At 61.5% G+C, this 18,935-nt stretch carries 12 protein-coding genes; 6 read left to right on the top strand and 6 right to left on the bottom strand.

Annotation, left to right across the window (positions count from 1 at the left end; all coding sequences use genetic code 11):
- The first annotated feature begins 12 nt into the window (after positions 1-12).
- Positions 13-984, top strand: a complete 972-nt coding sequence (locus tag BM400_RS14285) for an L-threonylcarbamoyladenylate synthase (protein ID WP_089839913.1) — start codon at positions 13-15, stop codon at positions 982-984.
- Here the strand turns inward: BM400_RS14285 and BM400_RS14290 are convergent.
- From BM400_RS14290 to BM400_RS14300, 3 genes are read right to left on the bottom strand one after another with little or no spacing between them, the layout of a single operon-like run.
- Positions 981-2,150, bottom strand: a complete 1,170-nt coding sequence (locus BM400_RS14290) for a DNA polymerase III subunit (RefSeq protein WP_089839915.1) — start codon at positions 2,148-2,150, stop codon at positions 981-983. The genes BM400_RS14285 and BM400_RS14290 overlap by 4 nt on opposite strands.
- A gap of 44 nt (positions 2,151-2,194) precedes the next feature.
- The gene (locus BM400_RS14295; protein WP_175529040.1) at positions 2,195-3,373 is read right to left on the bottom strand and encodes an NAD(P)-binding domain-containing protein; all 1,179 of its coding nucleotides are present in this window, start codon (positions 3,371-3,373) and stop codon (positions 2,195-2,197) included.
- A gap of 55 nt (positions 3,374-3,428) precedes the next feature.
- Complete coding sequence (locus tag BM400_RS14300; protein WP_089839919.1) at positions 3,429-4,955, bottom strand: S8 family peptidase; 1,527 nt, start codon at positions 4,953-4,955, stop codon at positions 3,429-3,431.
- Positions 4,956-5,091: 136 nt separating this feature from the next.
- Here BM400_RS14300 and BM400_RS14305 point away from each other — a divergent pair, with 136 nt between their 5' ends.
- On the top strand, positions 5,092-7,263 hold the full coding sequence (locus BM400_RS14305; RefSeq protein ID WP_089839921.1) for an alpha-ketoacid dehydrogenase subunit alpha/beta: 2,172 nt from the start codon (positions 5,092-5,094) through the stop codon (positions 7,261-7,263).
- 120 nt (positions 7,264-7,383) lie between these two features.
- On the opposite strand, the gene BM400_RS14310 is transcribed toward BM400_RS14305, so the two are convergent.
- Positions 7,384-8,358: an energy transducer TonB gene (locus BM400_RS14310; RefSeq protein WP_089839923.1), complete on the bottom strand. Its 975-nt coding sequence runs from the start codon at positions 8,356-8,358 to the stop codon at positions 7,384-7,386.
- A 353-nt stretch (positions 8,359-8,711) separates the two neighbouring features.
- On the opposite strand from BM400_RS14310, the gene ileS reads away from it, so the two are divergent.
- The 4 genes from ileS (at position 8,712) to uvrA (ending at position 15,795) form a co-directional block, all read left to right on the top strand.
- Positions 8,712-11,657 (top strand): isoleucine--tRNA ligase, encoded by a 2,946-nt coding sequence (gene ileS / locus BM400_RS14315; RefSeq protein WP_089839926.1) that lies wholly within the window; start codon positions 8,712-8,714, stop codon positions 11,655-11,657.
- Positions 11,658-12,191: a signal peptidase II gene (lspA, locus tag BM400_RS14320; protein WP_089839928.1), complete on the top strand. Its 534-nt coding sequence runs from the start codon at positions 11,658-11,660 to the stop codon at positions 12,189-12,191.
- A gap of 4 nt (positions 12,192-12,195) precedes the next feature.
- On the top strand, positions 12,196-12,444 hold the full coding sequence (locus BM400_RS14325; RefSeq protein WP_089839930.1) for a hypothetical protein: 249 nt from the start codon (positions 12,196-12,198) through the stop codon (positions 12,442-12,444).
- Positions 12,445-12,765: 321 nt separating this feature from the next.
- Positions 12,766-15,795 (top strand): excinuclease ABC subunit UvrA, encoded by a 3,030-nt coding sequence (gene uvrA / locus BM400_RS14330; protein ID WP_089839933.1) that lies wholly within the window; start codon positions 12,766-12,768, stop codon positions 15,793-15,795.
- Positions 15,796-15,797: 2 nt separating this feature from the next.
- Here uvrA and BM400_RS14335 read toward each other — a convergent pair whose 3' ends face one another.
- Positions 15,798-17,324 (bottom strand): hypothetical protein, encoded by a 1,527-nt coding sequence (locus tag BM400_RS14335; protein ID WP_175529041.1) that lies wholly within the window; start codon positions 17,322-17,324, stop codon positions 15,798-15,800.
- Between the two features lie 59 nt (positions 17,325-17,383).
- Positions 17,384-18,892, bottom strand: a complete 1,509-nt coding sequence (locus tag BM400_RS14340) for a hypothetical protein (protein ID WP_089839937.1) — start codon at positions 18,890-18,892, stop codon at positions 17,384-17,386.
- Positions 18,893-18,935 lie beyond the last annotated feature (43 nt).

Below are 18,935 nucleotides of genomic sequence, written 5' to 3' on the forward strand. Positions count from 1 at the left end.
AGGATAAAGAGGATGAAACTAACCGAAAGATTGGGTTTGGACGGCATACGAAACGCGGCTGAGATCCTGAAACGCGGAGGACTCGTCGCATTTCCTACCGAGACCGTCTACGGACTTGGCGCGAATGCCCTTGATGCAGCAGCAGTTGCGGGAATCTTCGAAGCTAAACAGCGTCCAGGCTGGGACCCCCTGATTGTTCACGTCTCTTCCCGCCTCATGGTTGACCGGATCGCAGAGGTTTCCGATGAGGCCGAAAGACTGATGGCCAGGTTCTGGCCCGGCCCCCTGACGCTCCTCCTGCCCCGAAAAGTCACGGTTCCAGATGCCGTCACTTCCGGAAGAGATCTGGTCGGCGTACGGATGCCCAACCATCCCATAGCCTTGGAGTTGATCCGTCTCGCTGGGGTTCCCATCGCCGCACCCAGCGCAAACCGATTCGGTAGAACCAGCCCAACGACGGCCGCGCACGTCCTCACGGATCTCGACGGACGGATCGACGCCATTCTGGACGGAGGCCCAACCAGCGTCGGCGTGGAGTCGACCGTGCTCGATGTCGCTGCGAAGGTCGTCTATCGCCCCGGCGCCATCAGCCTCGAGGTCCTTGGCGAAGGTTTTTCCATGTTCTCCGGTTCAGTCGGGGAATCCCCCGAGAGCCTCCCGTCCCCAGGCGTCGGCATCCGTCACTACGCCCCCCGGGCCCGACTCATCCTTGTCGCCGGGCAGGCCGAAGTGGAGCAGGTTGTGGACGGCCTCGAAGCTCAGGTGGGAGTCATGCTTCCCACCGGTTGGACAGCTCGCGCTGCCTCCGCAGTCTTCGACTGGGGAGAATGGACCGATCAGGAAGTCCTCGCTCAGAGAGTCTTCGCCGGCCTTCGCGCTCTCGATGCCGCAGGTGTATCGGTGATCGTCTGCCCCCGCCCCCTTGGCGAGGGTCTTGGCGCGGCGCTGCGGGATCGCCTCGAAAAAGCTGCGCGCCCGCGTTAGAACCCCCGAACGGGTTGCGCCAACTGCGTCGCAAAGCTATCCAGCGAGAGGTTCCGCAGCAGATTGCGGCGCATCCCGCTATAAACCTGATCCAGCCCCCGGCTGGCCTGCTCAATCCACTGGAACGTAACCATCTTGGCCATTCGCTCGAGCTCCGGTCGCAGGTCAATGTTCCGCACCAGCTCCGGCGTTCCCGACATCAACAACAACAAATCCTCGAGCAGCAACGTGATCCCCCGAAGCAGAGCGGTCGTCTTCTGCTGCCCTTCGGCGCCGGCCCGATAGGTCTCGGTCATGCGGAACAGCTCCGTATGCTCCGGATCGCCCTGATCGGAAGCAGACGCAGCGGCATTGCGCAAAATCATCATCGCGTCAGCTCGCGCGACGGTGTACTCCTCAAGGTTGAAGGACAGCGCTCGTCCCGCAGCTCCCTGAGCCAGCCGCGCAATCAGCGATCGGTGCTTTGGCGTCACGTCCGGACGGCGATCCGCCAGGAGCATCTCCAACTCCTCCACCGGAAGCGCACCCAACCGCACCGTAGCGCAGCGCGAACGAATCGTAGGCAGCAGCTCCCCAGGATTTTCCGCCAGGATAATGAGGTGGACCGTCGCCGGCGGCTCCTCCAGAATCTTCAACAGAGAGTTCGCTGCCTCTTTCATGAAGTTCGCCGCCGTAAACAGAAACACACGCCGCGGCCCCTCCGAGGGATGTCTCTGCGCCCTTTGGATGACCGTGCGAACCTGCCCAAGCTTGACCAAGAGCTGAGGAGGATCGGGAGGAATGATCAGCACATCCGGGTGCTGCTGAATCAAGACCCGTGTCTCTTTCTTATCCGTCTCACGCAGGTCTTCCCGTGCCGCCACCGCAGCATCCACTAGCTCCTGCAACTCCGACGCCGAAGCGATCCGCGTGCAATTCGGGCAAACGCCACAGAAGCTCGCCAGCGACTGCCCCGGATGCTCGCTGGTGCCGGACCACAGGTCGCGTGGCTGCCGCTCACACTCCAGCGCCATGATCAGCATCAGCGCCAGCGTGTACTTCCCCGCTCCTGCCGGCCCCGCGAGAATCAGCGAATGCGGCAGGCGACCGGCTGCGATCGCCGTCCGAAGCTGGTCAACAGCGGGGGTATTCCCAAGGAAATCGTTGAAGGTGGCAGGTAAAGGCATCGCGGCTCTCTCTGAGGATACCGGATGAAGCCCAGGAAGTCGTCTCAGCCAGCCAGGTGACGGGTCAGCCGTTTAGCCGTAAACGCGTTGCCATGCGAAAACCGCGTAAGCGGTCCGAAGTGATACGCCGAGGCCAAGCCCACGAAGTACAGCCCGGGCACAGAAGACTCGAAGAAATTGGAAAGGACCGGTGCCTCTTCATCCGTCTTGATGGAAGCGCGAATCTCCGGGGAAAGAAACTTGAGACGGGCAATATCGGTCTTGAAGCCCGTGGCGGCGATCACGTGATCGACCTTCAGGCTCGTATCGGTTCCGTCCTGTGCGATGAAGTCCACAATGGCATGGCCGTCCTCCACTCGCACCCCCTTCAACTGCGTTCCCAGATATCGGGCGATCTTGCCCTCGACACGCTCCCGCATGAACCATCCAGGTGCAGGCCCCAGATGCCGCTTCACAGCTCGGAACCGCAGATTGCGTGGCAAGCGGTAAAAAGCCAGTGGTCCGATCGTAGCGAGGACAGATTTCCAGCCCCCGCCAAGGGGCGAGATTGGGTGCGTGAGGCGTTCCCAGAGAGACGGATTGGGGTTGTGTGGTGGGTGATACGCAATGTAATGGCGGCGAGCGATGACAACAACATCCGCTCCCGATTCGTGCAGAAGCGCGGCCACGTCGATCGCAGACGCCCCAGCGCCGATCACCGCAATCTTTCTCCCCTCAAAATCTCCAATCTCATTGATCTTGAGGCTATGCGACAGATACTCGGGGGGAACGTCAGAGAGAAGCGGAGGCACGTGGCCAAAATGGCTGATCCCGGCGGCAATCACCACCTGTTTGGCCTGAAGGGTCTCGCCCGCCGCACTCTGCAGCTCGAAACCTCCCGGAATCTGGCGCACGGAGACGATGTCGGTCCGATCGAGGTTGGGAACCAACCGCCGCTGAAACTCTTCGCCGTAAGCCACGAAAACGTCGCGGGGTACGGGGTAGCCTTGGTCTGCATACCGGATTCCCTTTTCCGCGCAGTACTGGCCCAGCGTCAGCGACTTGTCGGGATCGGACAGGTTGGAGGCGTTTCCATCGCTCTTCAAATGGAAGCCCTGCGGCATCTGGGTCGCCCAACTCTTCATCGGGGTTCCGAAGATGCGGAAGTTAAGTTTCGTCTTGGCAAGATGCGCGGCAAGGGATAGGCCGTATGGTCCGGCTCCTATGATAACTACGTCGTTCAAGCGCAGTTCTCCAATATTCCTGGGATGAGACCGGATTATACGCCGGAACGGCAAATCACGGTTGAATCGATGCAGCGGAAACCAGGGAAAATGGTAGGCCCGACGACGAAACAGCGGCTGTGCGCATAGCGGACAGAACCTGCGCCGCGGTCCACGAAGGATGAGCAGCGCGATAAAGAGCAGCCACTCCGGCCGCAAGCGGAGCCGACGCACTGGTCCCAATGGCCTGCACATACTGGCTCTGCCCCAGGTTGAAGCACCCGAAGGAGTGCTGCGCATCGGGCAATCCGGTCTCGGTCTGAGGCAAGCCCGCGCTGCATGCTCCGCGTACCCACCCGGAGACACTCATATCGTCACCCGCCGGGTAGCTTCCACCCGGGGCGGCCAGAGCGTTCAGAGGAGTTCCGTAGTTTGAGTAATAAGCGAGCGACACAGGCCCCGAAACACACGCAGCTCCGTTGGCCAGCGTCTGCGCGCAGCCTGGGTTCGTGCTGGCAACCATGGCGAGTACATCGCGCGACTGTGCCGGAATTTCGACGTAGCGTGGATTGCTGAGGTCCACCCCGTCGTTCCCCGCTGCCGCGATGAGGATGACACCCGCGTTCGTGGCCGCGTGGGTCACCGCATCGAACGTTGCTTTGAGCCCCGCACCGTCCCCCGTGGAGAGGTCGACGACCGAACCGAGCGAAAGCGAGATAATGTCGGCGTGATTGGCGACGGCGTCCTCAATTCCCTTGATCACCCAGCTCAACAGCCCGCTGGCCTGTCCTGCGTTGCATTGTTCAGCCAGGCTAGCCCCCGCACCGGGAGTCCGCTGGAGCACCTTGATATTCAGGAGGGTCGCTGTGGGTGCCACGCCGATCATCAGCCCCGTGTTCTCCCCCATCGCCCCTGCTGCCAGCGAAGCGGCAAACGTTCCATGGCCCTGTTGATCCTGCGGGGTGCCATCGTCGCACGAACTGGGCATCGCTTGCCCGTCGATCTCGGAGAGGTTCAGCTTCAGATTCGGCACAAGATCCGGGTGGTGCTCATCGAGCCCGGAATCGAGGATCGCAATCCGCACCCCGGTCCCGGTCGTCACATCCCAGGGCCCGGTGGCCGGCCCTCCCGGGACACCTTTCCCATATCCACCCACCTGTTTCACGGCCCAGTCCTGCGGGTTCTTGGTATAAAAGCTGTCGGACTGAACAGGCTCCGCGATGCTCGTAAACCCCTCAGCGGAGGAAGGCACATGAGCCGGGTAACGATCCGTGTTGGGAAGCGGTCGAACGAGAAGCGAGTGCGCACTCACAACGCGATCCTGAACCACGGAGGCGACATGCGGCTGCGCCTTCAGTTTTGCCAGCATCTCGGCGTCTTGCACGGCAGTAATCGTCCCGCGGGGCTGCGTGGTATCGACGACAGCGATCCCCAGTAACGGATGCGTCACAACCACGCGCGCATGAGGAATCGGCTCATTCACATCACCTGGAACCTGCACGTCGCGGTAGGTCACGAGAAAGCGCCCCGGCACAACCTTGGCCGTCTGTTGGGCAACCATGGGGAGGCAAACGAAGAAAGCGGCAAAGCGGATATGTTTCATGGAGATACCTCAATGCACACCACTCACATCGGCGCTCGATCGCCACGGCAAACGGGATGTCCGCATTCGAGACACGGACAGAGGTCGCCCTGAGTATGAGAGAGCCGTTACAATCTGGGAGCGAGGAACATCGAAGATGGCAGAGAAGGCGCAGAGCGTAGTGCGTGGCCGGGAGGTTGAGAAGAACCTCCTGTCGCGGGAGCAGATGATCGAGTTTTACCGGCTCATGTATCTCTCCCGCCGAACCGACGACCGCGAGATCATGCTCAAACGGCAGCAGAAGATCTTTTTTCAGATCTCATGCGCCGGACACGAGGCCCTCCTCGTCGCCGCGGGCATGGCCATGCGCCCCGGATACGACTGGTTCTTTCCCTACTATCGGGATCGCGCGCTCTGCTTGGCACTCGGCAACACGGTCGCAGACCAGATGCTGCAAGCCGTGGGAGCCGCGTCAGACCCGGCCAGCGGTGGACGCCAGATGCCCTCTCACTGGACGAGTCCAAAGCTGAATATCGTCTCACCAAGCTCCTCAACCGCGACCCAGTGCCTGCACGCCGTCGGCTGTGCCGAAGCCGGACGCTACTTTACCCGTCACCCGTCCGCCGCGACCAAGAGCGAGACGGATTATCGGGCGTACAAAGACGTCAAATTTCACGGCGACGAGGTCACCTACGTCTCCATTGGCGAGGGCTCAACCAGCCAGGGTGAGTTCTGGGAGTCTCTCAATACCGCGTCGAACGGCAAGCTGCCCATCCTCTATATCGTTGAAGACAATGGCTATGCCATCTCGACGCCGGTCGAGGCCAACACCCCCGGCGGGAATATATCCAGGCTGATCGCCAACTTCCCTAACTTCCACTTCGCCGAGGTGGACGGGACCGATGCGGTAGCGAGTTATCGGACGATCGTGGAGGCCGTCGAGTACTGCCGTTCCGGTCGCGGCCCCGCGCTAGTCCATGGCCACGTCATTCGCCCCTACTCGCACTCCTTCTCGGAGGACGAACGGGACTATCGCTCTGCCGAAGAGCTCGAAGCCGACGCCCTCCGCGACCCCATCGCCAAGATGCAGGTGCTCCTGCTGCGCGAAGGAATCCTCGATCAGGCCGGTATCGATGAACTCGAAGCCAGCGTGAATGCCGAAGTCCAGGCTGCAGCCGACGCCGCCGTTGCCGCTGCCCTTCCAGTCGCAAGCTCCATCCTGAAGAACCAATACTCCGAAGATCTGTCGCCAACCGACCCGCGCTACGCAACCGAGCCAACAGCCTCGGACGACAAGAACGAGCGCACCATGGCCGACCTCATCAACACCTGCCTCAAGGACGAGATGCGCCGCGACGAACGCATCGTCGTCTTCGGCGAAGACGTAGCCGACGCCACGCGCGAAGGCGCGCTGAAGGGTGGCAAGGTCAAGGGCAAGGGCGGCGTCTTCAAGCTGACCGCCGGTCTACAGACCGAGTTCGGCAGTGACCGTGTCTGGAACTCTCCTCTCGCCGAAGCCAACATCGTGGGCCGTGCCATCGGCATGGCCGTCCGTGGCCTCAAGCCGGTCGTCGAAATCCAGTTCTTCGACTACATCTGGCCCGCCATGCACCAGATGCGTAACGAGCTCTCCGTCATGCGCTGGCGCTCGAACGGAGCCTTCAGCTCCCCCATCGTCATGCGAGTGCCCATCGGAGGCTATCTCACCGGCGGCTCCATCTACCACTCACAGTCTGGCGAGAGCATCTTCACCCACACACCTGGCGTCCGTGTCGTCATGCCGTCCAACGCCCTCGATGCCATCGGCCTCCTCCGCACAGCTATCCGCTGCGACGACCCTGTGCTCTTCCTCGAGCACAAGCGCCTCTACCGCGAGACCTTCGGCCGCGCCGCCTACCCTGGCCCGGATTACACCATCCCCTTCGGCAAGGCCAAAATCGTCCGCCCCGGCAAGGACGTCACCGTCCTCACCTACGGTGCGGTCGTTCCCCGCGCCCTTCAGGCTGCCGTCAAGCTCCACCGCGAGACCGGTATCGACGTAGAACTGATCGACCTGCGGAGCCTCAGCCCCTTCGACTGGGATGCCATCTCGACCTCGGTGAAGAAGACCAACCGCGTCATCGTGGCCCACGAAGACATGCTGAGTTGGGGCTACGGCGCGGAGATCGCAGCCAAGATCGGCGAGGAGCTCTTTCACGATCTTGACGCGCCTGTCCGCCGTGTCGCCGCCATGGACTCCTTCGTCGCGTATGCGCCCGTCCTCGAAGACGTGATCCTCCCCCAGCCCGAAGACCTTTACAAGGCGATGCTGGAAATAGCTCGTTTCTAGCCAAAAGAACGCAAGAAGGGAGATAAGAAAAGGCATTTGCCTGTTCTTATCTCCCTTCTTGCGTTCTGATCGAAATTATCCAAAAACTCACCAGGCGTCGAGACACCGCCCGGAAAGCGCTTAGAAGATCTGGAAGTTCACCTCGACGTTCATCTCCACCGTAACCGGCTTACCGTCCTTGCGGGCCGGCTTGAACTTATACTGACGAACAGCTTCCATCGCCTTCTCGTCGAGTCCCATGCCAATTCCGCGGATCACACGCACGTGTGTCGGGTTGCCATTCTGGTCTACCCACAGGTAAACCAGCACATTCCCGGCGACCTTCGCCTTACGTGCCTCCTCCGAAAACTCCGGATCCGGCATCGAAATCGGCACGGGAGCCGAAACGCCTCCGCCAATCCTCATCGCGCCGCCACCCGTATTGCCACCCGAACCCGCACCGACACCAGCACCATTGCCCGACCCGATACCCGTCCCGCTGCCATTGCCCAAGCTGCCCGTGCCCACAATCGGCGAGTTCGGCATACCCATGTTGGGCAGTTTGCTGTCGGCCATCTTCAGGTCCTTCTGCATCACGACCGTCGGCTCAACGGCAATCTTCGGCTGCTCCAGCGGAGGAGCCTTGGGCGGAGTAATCTGCTCCTGCGCAAACTTCGGCAGGCGTCCCTGCGCCACCGGAGTAGGGCTCTTCTGTCCACCGCCGCCACCCATCACATTCGCTTTCGGAGGGGCCTTCATCGGAGGCGGAGCCTCCAGATTGGTCATAATGGTCGGCGGAGGCGCCGAGAACTTCACCTTCTTCGCTACCAGAAACACGATCAGCAGGATCACCAGCGCGTGAACTACGACCGCCACCGCAGTCGATTTCGGGTCGCGCTTGACCGCCATCCGGTCTACAACCGCGATCGGCTTCGATTCCAGCACCAGGGGAGGAAGCTTCTTCGGGAAGAAAACGTCCTTGATGCTCTCGACGAGCGAACCAAAGACACCGACCTCTTCGACTTGATTGCCCCACAACGGCTCATTCGCCGGCTTCAAGATCGGCGCTGCGTGCTCGGTGCCATCTTCATGTGGAACGAGATTCAGATTATCCATAGCGTGATGCGCGTGATCGGCGTTCGGTCTTAGCCGATACGCCTTCCCTTCTCAAATCTTAAAGTGTTCCCAGGCACGTGCCCGGTCTTATTGCCGAGTCCCGTATGCCCTGCTATCCGTCCGCGCCATCTCGCTCACCGAACCTGGCTCCATCTTCAAGTCTACAAAAGATTTCAGTCTTCATCCCAGCCTTCGCACACCCATCGACTAATAGACGCATGAGACAGCAGATTGGACGCTTCTCTGCGCATACCGTCAACCGGCTGCATCCCGGCTACAATAAAGGTTTGCGGCCAGGACCGCTACAAGATACGCACGATCGCACTCAAAAGTTACAAAAGTTAGAGGAACGAATGACCGAAGCACCTGTGAAGCCGAATCCAGACGCGCCAAAGCCTCTGAAGTCCACCCTGAATCTCCCCCAGACCGACTTCCCCATGAAGGCCGGCCTCCCCGTCAACGAGCCCATCCGACTCGCCGCGTGGGAAGCGCAGGACCTCTATACCCAGATTCGCCTCGCCCGCGCCGGGTCGCCCAAGTACATCCTCCACGACGGCCCCCCCTACGCCAACGGCGCCATCCACCTCGGCCATGCGCTCAACAAGTGCATCAAGGACTTCGTCGTCAAGACCAAGACCATGGCAGGCTTCGACGCCCCCTACGTCCCCGGTTGGGATTGCCACGGTCTGCCCATCGAGATCAAGGTGGACGAGCAACTGGGCCGCAAGAAGCTCGACATGGACCCCGTCGCCGTCCGTCAGGCATGCCGCGCCTACGCCGACAAATACGTCGACCTCCAGCGCGAGCAGTTCAAGCGCCTGGGCGTCTTCGGCCGCTGGAACAACCCCTACAAGACCATGTCATTCCCCTACGAAGCCGCCATCCTCGAGACCTTCTACGAGTTCTTCGAGTCCGACTTCGTCTACAAGGGCCTCAAGCCTGTCTTCTGGTGCATCCACGACCGCACCGCCCTGGCCGAAGCCGAGGTCGAGTACGAGCAGCACACCAGCCCCTCGATCTACGTCCGCTACGCACTCACGAGCGACCCCGCCGCCCTCGACGAAGCCTTCGCCGGTCGCGACGACGTCTACACCATCATCTGGACCACCACCCCCTGGACCATCCCGGCCTCGCAAGCCGTCGCCTTCAACCCGGAGATGAGCTACGTCGCGCTCGCCTGCACCACCGGCGTCTACATCGTCGCCGAAGAACTGCTCGACTCGGTCGTCAAGGCCTGCAACCTGAAGAGCGCCCTCGCACCCGAAGAGCCGGCCACCGCAGCCGATGTCCTCGTGCGCCTCGCCGGCCGACAGCTCGAAGGCACCACCTACAAACACCCCTTCCTCGACCGTCAGATTCTCGGTGTGACCGCCGACTATGTGACCGCCGACCAGGGCACCGGAGCCGTCCACACCGCGCCCGCCCACGGCGTCGACGATTTCTACACCGGCAAGCGCTACAACCTGCCGGAGATCCAGTACGTCGACAACGCAGGCCGCCAGCGCAATACGAACGGCCAGCCCTTCGAAGACCTCACCGTCTTCAAGTCCAACCCCGTCATCACCGAGCTCCTCGAAAAGCACGGAGCCCTGCTCAGCGCGACCAGCTTCGTCCACTCCTACCCGCACTGCTGGCGCTGCCACAACCCCGTCATCGTCCGCGCCACCGAGCAGTGGTTCATCGCCATGGAAACCCCCATGCCCGCCACAAACGTGGGTGCCCCACATCCCGCTTCTGGGATGTGGGATTCCACCGAAGCTCAAGGCACAACCACCTTCCGCCAGCGCGCGCTCGACGAGATCAAGAAGGTAAAGTGGGATCCGTCCTGGGGCGAAGAGCGCATCTCCAACATGATCGCCACCCGCCCCGACTGGTGCATCTCCCGCCAGCGCATCTGGGGCGTGCCCATCGCCGTCTTCCTCTGCAACAAGTGCGATAGCCCCCTGCGCGACCCCGCGATCAACGCCAAGGTCGTCGACCTCTTCCGCGAACAGGGCGCCGACGCCTGGTACACCCACACCCCTGAGCAGATCCTGCCCGCCGGAACCGCCTGCGCCTGCGGCAACGCCGACGTAACCGAGTTCCGCAAGGAGATGGACATCCTCGACGTCTGGTTCGAGTCCGGTGCAAGCTGGCACGCGGTCCTCGACATCGAGCCCGAGCTCTCCTTCCCCGCTGACCTCTATACCGAAGGCGGCGATCAGCACCGCGGCTGGTTCCACTCCTCCCTGCTCAACTCCGTGGCGATCCGCGGCGTCGCGCCCTACCGCATGGTCGCAACCTCCGGCTGGACCCTCGACGAGCAGGGCCGCGCCTTCTCGAAGTCCCTCGGCAACGGCGTCGACCCAGTCGATGTCGCCAAGCGCCTGGGCGGCGAGATCATCCGTCTCTGGGTCGCATCCGTCGACTTCCGCGAAGACGTAGTCGCCTCGGAGTCCCTGATGCAGCGCGTCTCGGACAACTACCGCAAGCTGCGCAATACGCTGCGCTTCCTGCTCGGAAACATCCACGACTTCAACCCGGCCACGGACGCCGTGCAGGACTTCGCGAAGCTCGAACCGCTCGACCAGTACATCCTGGCCCGCACCGCTGAGCTCGACGCGAAAATCCGACACGCCTACGACACCTTCGAGTTCCACCGCGCCTATCACGCCCTTAATGAGTACGTGAATACGGACCTTTCCGCGCTTTACCTCGACGTGCTCAAGGATCGGCTCTACACCTTCGCCCCCAATGCCCCCGCCCGCCGCAGCGCGCAGACAGCCCTGTGGCGCATCGCCGAGGCCCTCACCCGCCTCGTGGCCCCGCTCCTCAGCTTCACCGCGGATGAGGTGTGGGAATTGCTCCCGAAGATAGAAGGCCGCGAAGCCAGCGTTCACCTCGCCCTCTTCCCTGCCATGTCGGAGATCATCCCCGGCAGCGTCAAGGCCCTCGAAGAGGACTGGGAACAGCTCCTCGCCACACGCGCACAGGTGCTCGCCAGGCTCGAAGGCCTGCGCGCTGCCAAGATCATCGGCAAATCCCTCGAAGCCATCGTCACGCTTCCCACCCAGGCAGCACACCTGGCAAAGTACGCCTCAGCGCTGCCGGAACTCTTCAACGTCTCCGAGGTGGAATTCTCCGAAACCGAGGAGATCGCTGTTCGCGCCTCCGATCAGCCCAAGTGCGAACGCTGCTGGCGCTACGTCTCCGACGTAGGCACCTCCAACAGTTATCCCACCGTCTGCCAGCGCTGCGCCGAAGCCCTCGAAGCCATCGCCTTCGCTCCCTACGCCGTAACCACGGAGTCCAACGCCTAAATGTCACTCACGACCCAGTACGACCGAACCATCGAAACCCGCACCCGTGATGCCCGCCCCATCCTCTTCGGCATCACGGTGCTCATCATCCTCCTCGACCGCTGGTCCAAGCTCTGGATCATGCACAACATCATCGGCGGATACGGCCGCGTGATCATCCCGAACTTCTTCCGGCTCGACCACGTCTACAACACCGGCGCGGCCTTCTCCATCTTCGCCGACTCCATGTCGCCCGACGCCGTACGCCGCTCGCTCATCGGCTTCTCCATCTTCGCCATCGTCATCGTGCTGGTGATGCTCTGGCGGACTGGCCGCATCTTCAACGCCTCCGGCGTAGCTCTCGCCCTCATCCTCGGCGGAGCCATCGGAAACGTCTACGACCGCATTGCCTACCTGCACGTCGTCGACTTCCTCGAGTTCCACATCAAGACCCACTTCTGGCCCAGCTTCAACATCGCCGACTCCGCCATCGTCACCGGAGCCTGCCTGCTGTTGCTCGAAATCCTCCGCCCCCAACCCAAAGACGCCGAGTAGCACCATGCCCATCCTCACCATCTCCGAAGACCTGCAACTCGTCATCGACAAGGCTGTCCGCGAAGACGAGTATGCAGACGCCGTCGAATACATCACCCGCCTCGTCCGCCAGGACCAGAAGCGTCGTGCCAAAGAGCAAATCTTCGCGACCCTCGCACAGGACCCGTCCGGAGACGAAGCCGAAGTGGAGAGTCTGGCCGAATCCTGGCGGAAACTCCGCCTCGAACGCCACCGGCATCCCGACAGCGATTGACCCGTGCGGATTCTGTCAAGAACTATTTCGCAAGCCACCTCGTTTCAGGCACATGCAATCCTTCCGTAGAAACTGCGATCCGGTAAACTAGAGTTTGCGGCCACAAATGGTCTTCCCCCGGGCAAGCATCCGGGGCCAGTTCTTTGTCAACGCATGCAAGTCCAGACTTAACTCTCATGTTTGGAGTACTTTAGACACAAAGACCAGGGGAGAGGGGCGAGAGCCCGGACCTCCTCCAAAAGCCCCGCTTCAAGAGCATCGGTATTCTTTGCCCGATCGATTCGCAATCCCGGCCCATCTAACCGACAATAGAGAGTGGCCATGATTGAAGAAATAGCAGAACCAGCAACCTCCCGCGTCTCCGCGATCGATCACATCACCATCCGCGGAGCCCGCACCCACAATCTCAAGGGCATCGACGTCGACATCCCGCACAACGCCCTCACGGTCGTCTCCGGCGTCTCCGGCTCGGGCAAATCCTCGCTCGCCTTCGACACCGTCTATGCCGAGGGCCAGCGCCGTTACGTCGAATCACTCTCCGCCTACGCCCGCCAGTTCCTCGAGCGCATCGAGAAGCCCGACGTCGACCACATGGACGGCCTCGCCCCCGCCATCGCCATCAAGCAGAAAAACACCACCCGCAACCCCCGCTCCACCGTCGCCACCGCCACCGAAATCTACGACTACCTCCGCCTCCTCTACGCTCGCTGCGGCACCGTCACCTGCCTCCACTGCGGAGGCATCGTCAAACGCGACTCCGTCGACGAGATCGTAGCCTCGCTCCTGGCCCTGCCAGAAGGCACACGCACCTACGCTCTCTTCCCCATCGTCCGCGCCGAGATCAAGCTGGAGCCCATGCAGGCCCCCTCGGTCGAGGAGGCCCCGGCTCCCAAACCCGCAAAAAAGACCGCCACCAAAAAAGCAGCCGCTCCCATCACCAACATCGCCGCCCTCACCCTTACCGAAACCCTCAAAGAGCGCCTCCTCGAACTCCGTCGCCGAGGCTACAACCGCCTCTACCAGCCCATCGAATGCCAACCCGGCAACATCGTCGAATTCTCCACCCCCGAGAGCCTCCTCGAACTCAACTTCGATCTCCCCATCTTCGTCCTCGCCGACCGCCTCTCCATCTCCCCTGAAGGCCGCTCCCGCATCGTGGACGCCATCGAGACCGGCTACCGCGAGTCCGGCGAGATCCAGTTCCACACTGTTCCCCGTGACTCCGAAGCCTCGGTGAGACTCCGCTTCTCTGCCGCCTTCGAGTGCACCACCTGCCACCGTGCCTACCGCGAGCCCGAACCGCGCCTGTTCTCCTTCAACAACCCCTTCGGCGCCTGCCCCCGCTGCCAGGGATTCGGCAACACCATCGACTTCGACCCCAACCTCATCCTGCCCGACAAGTCCAAGTCCCTCGATCACGACGCCATCGCCCCCTGGGCCTCGGGCAAGTACAGGCCCTTCCACGGCGAGTTGAAGCGCGCCGCCAAGGCTGCCGGCATCCCCACCTACGTCCCCTGGTACGACCTCACGCCCGCCCAGCAGGAGTTCATTTACGAAGGCAAAGGCTCATGGCCCGGCGTACGCGGCTTCTTCAACGAGCTCGAACGCAAGAAATACAAGCTCCACGTCCGCGTCTTCCTCTCGAAGTACCGCGGATACGCAAGCTGCCCCGACTGCCGCGGCACCCGCCTCCGAGCTGAAGCCCGCGCGGTCCTGCTGCAAGGCAAAAACATCACCGAGGTCACAAGCCTCACCATCACTGCGGCCAGCGAGTTCTTCAACTCGCTCCAGCTCTCGCCCGCCGAGACCGAGATCGCCGGCAAGATCCTCGAAGAGGTCCGTCAGCGGACCCACTTCCTCCACCAGGTCGGCCTCGACTACCTCACGCTCGACCGCCTCGCCAGCACCCTCTCCGGCGGCGAAGCCCAGCGCATCCAGCTCGCCACATCGCTTGGCTCCCGGCTCGTAGGAGCCCTCTACGTCCTCGACGAACCGAGCATCGGCCTCCACACCCGCGACACCGCCAAGCTCATCCACATCATGGAGGAGCTCCGCGACCTCGGCAACACCATACTCGTCGTCGAGCACGACCCCGATGTCATCCGCGCCGCCGACTATCTCCTCGACCTCGGCCCCGGAGCCGGTGAACTCGGCGGCAAGCTCCTCGCCGCAGGCACGGTCGCCGAAGTCACCGCAAACCCCAACTCCATCACCGGCAAATACCTCTCCGGCCGCCTCACCATCCCCGTCCCCAAACACCGCCGCGAGCCCGGCCGCGAGCACCTCAAGCTCACCGGAGCCCGCATCCACAACCTGCGCGGCGTCGACCTCGACATACCCCTCGGCCTGCTCTGCTGCGTCACCGGCGTCTCCGGCTCGGGCAAGTCCACCATCGTCCACCAGGTCCTCTACCGCGCTCTCCAGCAAGCCCTCGGTCAAGGCGACGGAGCCGGCGACCCCAGCCATCTCTATCGCGAACTCTCCGGCACGCAGCACCTCAACGAAGTCATCCTCGTCGACCAGTCCCCCATCGGCCGCACACCCCGCTCCAACCCCGTCACCTACATCAAGGCCTTCGACGACATCCGCGCCCTCTTCGCCGCGCAGCCCGACGCCAAGCGCAAGAACCTCGCCGCCGGAAGCTTCTCGTTCAACGTCCCCGGAGGCCGCTGCGACGTCTGCGAAGGCGACGGCACCGTCACCGTTGAAATGCAGTTTCTCGCGGACATCGAGCTGCCCTGCGAAGAATGTAACGGAACGCGTTACAAAGCCACGGTCCTCGACGTGAAGTACCGCAACAAGAGTATCCACGATGTTCTCAATATGACTGTCAAGGAGGCCATCGTCTACTTTGCCGGGCATGCCAGGATCGTCGACAAGCTGTCCGTTCTCGACGAAGTGGGCCTCAGCTACGTACGCCTCGGCCAGTCCGCAACCACCCTTTCTGGCGGCGAAGCCCAACGCGTAAAACTGGCTTCACATCTGGCCACCGCACGCAGCATCCAGAACCGTGGCGGGTCCACCGCCAACGAGGCCGCCAAGAAGGCCGCATCGCGCACGCTTTATATCCTCGACGAACCCACCACCGGACTTCACTTCGACGATGTCGCCAAGCTCCTCGCGTCATTCCGCAAGCTCATCGACGGAGGCGGCTCACTCCTCGTCATTGAGCACAATCTCGACGTCATCAAGTCCGCCGACTGGGTCATCGACATGGGCCCCGAAGGCGGCAGCGGAGGCGGCCAGGTCGTAGCCGCCGGCACCCCCGAAGAGATCGCCGCCAACCCCGCCAGTCACACAGGTCACTGGCTCGCCCCTGTTCTCGGACTCAAAGCACCAAAGAGAAGCTGAACCTACTTGCCCGTATCCCGCCGGGCATAGACATGGGTGAGCGAGGTCTGTCCGACTCTCACATACTCCTCATCGATCGTCTTCAAAATGCCTGGCGGTATCTGCGCCCTATCCTCCATTGGCGCTAAGATCAAAACGTCGAAGTGGTTCTTCTTCCACTCCTCGGCCATCTGCCCGCTCTTCGAGATCGGATAGGACGACCCCGGATGCCACCAATTCGGCATATGCAGAGGCGACTGGATCCTCCGACCCGCATAAAGAAACTCCATCCCAGGGCCAAAGAACACCCTCGCCTGCGGATTCGCACCCCGTGCGCTATCCACTTCTGCCAAGGTCTCCGGGATGATACTGCATCCCTTCATCCGCCCCAGAAACGGGTCATCGAACCATATCTTGTAGCAACCCTCCGCAGCCCACCCGCCGGTCACCTGCACCGCCAGTCGGATCCCCCCAAAATAAACCGACAGAAGGTACAGCCCGCAGGCTACAGTCAGTAACCGGTGCCGTGTAATTCCCTCTGCTCCACGCACCTCCGTTACGACCATGGCAACTCCCAGCAGCAACAGCGGTGTATCTGAAAGTTTGAACTGAAAGTTCGTGCCCATCCCGATCAACGCAATGCCAATGGCCCCGAAGCCAAGCAGCAAAACGGGGCTCCCCCATATCGAGCGCCATCTCCGCCACGCATAGAACAGTATCGCCACCATCAAAGGCGCGATGAGCAAATACACCAGCAGGTTCGCCAGTGCAAACGACGTGTTCTTGTCGTAGAAGATCCCGGCCAGAAATGCCTTTGGCATCAGACGGCCTGTCAACCCGGCGTACGTCCCCAGCATGCTGACGAAGGAAACATGCACAGACGCAAGGGTAAGACAGGCTAGTGCCAACCCAGCCGTAGCAATCACACCCACAAGGCGCTTCCCAACCCCGCCACGAAACGCAACCAGCAGGCACAGCAGTATCGCCGGATAGGCAATATTCGGCTTCGAGAGCAGCAGCGCGGCGATCGCGATCGTGAGGTGGGCAGCCGCCTCCCCGCGCAACCAACGCCCGCCACCCGCGCACAGAACGTAGACCGCATACAAGCCGTACATCGCGAAGTCCATCGCCATCGTCGCGTGCCAAAGAGTATTGCCTGGCAACAACAGAATTGCCTGCCCCGCCGTGAACGCGAGCACCGTCCAGATCGCCGCATCGTCTCCATGAGTCTTCCGCACCAGACTTGAAAGCCGGATCCCCAGCAATGTCATCAAACCATAAAAGATCGAAGCGCCTAAAACGAGAGAGTGCCATCCAACACCAAAGACCCGGAACAACAGCGCCGTCGGGAGATACAGCGATGGCGGAAAGGTGACCAGAAAGTCCCTTCCAGGAACCTGCCCCGAGTAGACCCTCCAACCCGCATCGATCATCGGACTGGAGTCATAGCCATCAAACCCGTAGCGGCCAAAGACAACGTTCAGCCAAGCGACAAAGAGCCCTGACACAATGCAGACAAGGATCCAGAACCGGTATGTCGTGTGTTTCATCGAACCAAGTATAGCGGTCCCCATCGCTCAGGCCGGGACGCATTTCAGCTCGAAACCTATCATCGCCGAAGTTTGTACACATGGATCGCGTAGGTCGTGTCGTCGACGCGCATGTATTCGCGATCGATTGCAGCCCCAATCCCCGCAGGCATCTGTTCCCGATACTCGGCTGCATTGAAGATCAGCACATCGAACTGATCTCGCGTCCACGCAGCCCCAATCTCATCACCCTTCACCAACGGATACGAGGTTCCTGGATGCCACCAGTTCGGTATCCCTCCCGGCGATGGCCGCATTCGCCCCGCATACAAAAACTCCAGTCCGGAGCCAAAGAACACCTTGGCACCCGGATTCTCCGCCAGCGTACGGTCGACCTCGCTCAGCGTCGTCTGCATCACGGGGCATCCCGTGATCGCGCCCAGAAACGCATCCTGAAATGCAACCTGCGTACATCCTTCGGTGTTCCATTCTCCCGATGCCACAAAAGCCATCCGTGTGCGCCCGAAGTACAGGGCAACCAACGTTAGCGTGAAGACCGTGAACATCACGCGCCTCTTCATGCGCACATAGGAAGCACCTCCCGACCAGGCAATCAAGACGAAGCCCAGGAGCATCAACGGCGTGTCTGAAAGCTTGAATTGAATATTCGTCCCCATCGCAAGCAACGCAATCAAAATCGATCCGGCACCAAGCACGACGACAGGCCGCGTCCGCGTCTTCCACGCATGCGCCAAAACCATAACCAACGCAGGAGCCATGATCGCGTATACCAGCAGATTCGACAGCGCAATCACGTCGTTCCGGTAGTAGAGAATGGCATAGAAAAACCCAATAGGCAGCAAACGCCCCGCAAGCCCGCCATAGCTCGCCAGCATGCCAAAGAGCGTTATATGGACCATCCAGAGAGCAAGACTGGCCATCACCAGTCCACCACCGGCAATCAACAGGAGTCCACGCCTCCCCACACTGCACATCCCCGCCACAATCAGGCACAGCACAATCGTCGGATAGGCCGTATTCGCCTTCGACAAAAGCAGAAACGCGACGGCAAAACTAAGATGTGCCATCGCCTCGCGCCGCAACCCTGCCCTTCCCTGCCCGGCCAGCAGATACGTCGCACCTATCCCATACATCGCGAAGTCCATGGCGATCGTCGCGTGCCAGATCGTGCTGTAAGGCAGCAAGAAAATAATCTGTCCCGCAGTAAACGCTACCGCCACACAAACCGCCGCATCCTCCCCGTAGACCTTCCGCACCAACGCCGCCAGTCGCAGCCCAAGCAGGAGCATCATCCCGAAAAAACAACTCGCGCCCACCACAAGCGCATGCCAGCTTACGCCAAATACGCGAAACATCAGCGCCGTAAGGAGATAGTGCGAGGGTGGGAATGTCACCAGAAAATCCCGCCCCGGAACCTGCCCTGAGTAGACTCTCCAGCCTGAGTCAATCATCGGGCTCAGGTCATAGCCATCGAAACCATGGTGACTGAACGCACCATTCAGCCCACACGCCAAAGCTCCCAGGAGCAGACAACCTGCCATCGAACTCCGGTACACGCTCTTAGTCATTCAGCCAAGTATATGCAACGGCTTCCACGCCACGATGTCCGCT

The organism is Granulicella pectinivorans (assembly GCF_900114625.1).
Lineage (GTDB): Bacteria > Acidobacteriota > Terriglobia > Terriglobales > Acidobacteriaceae > Edaphobacter > Edaphobacter pectinivorans.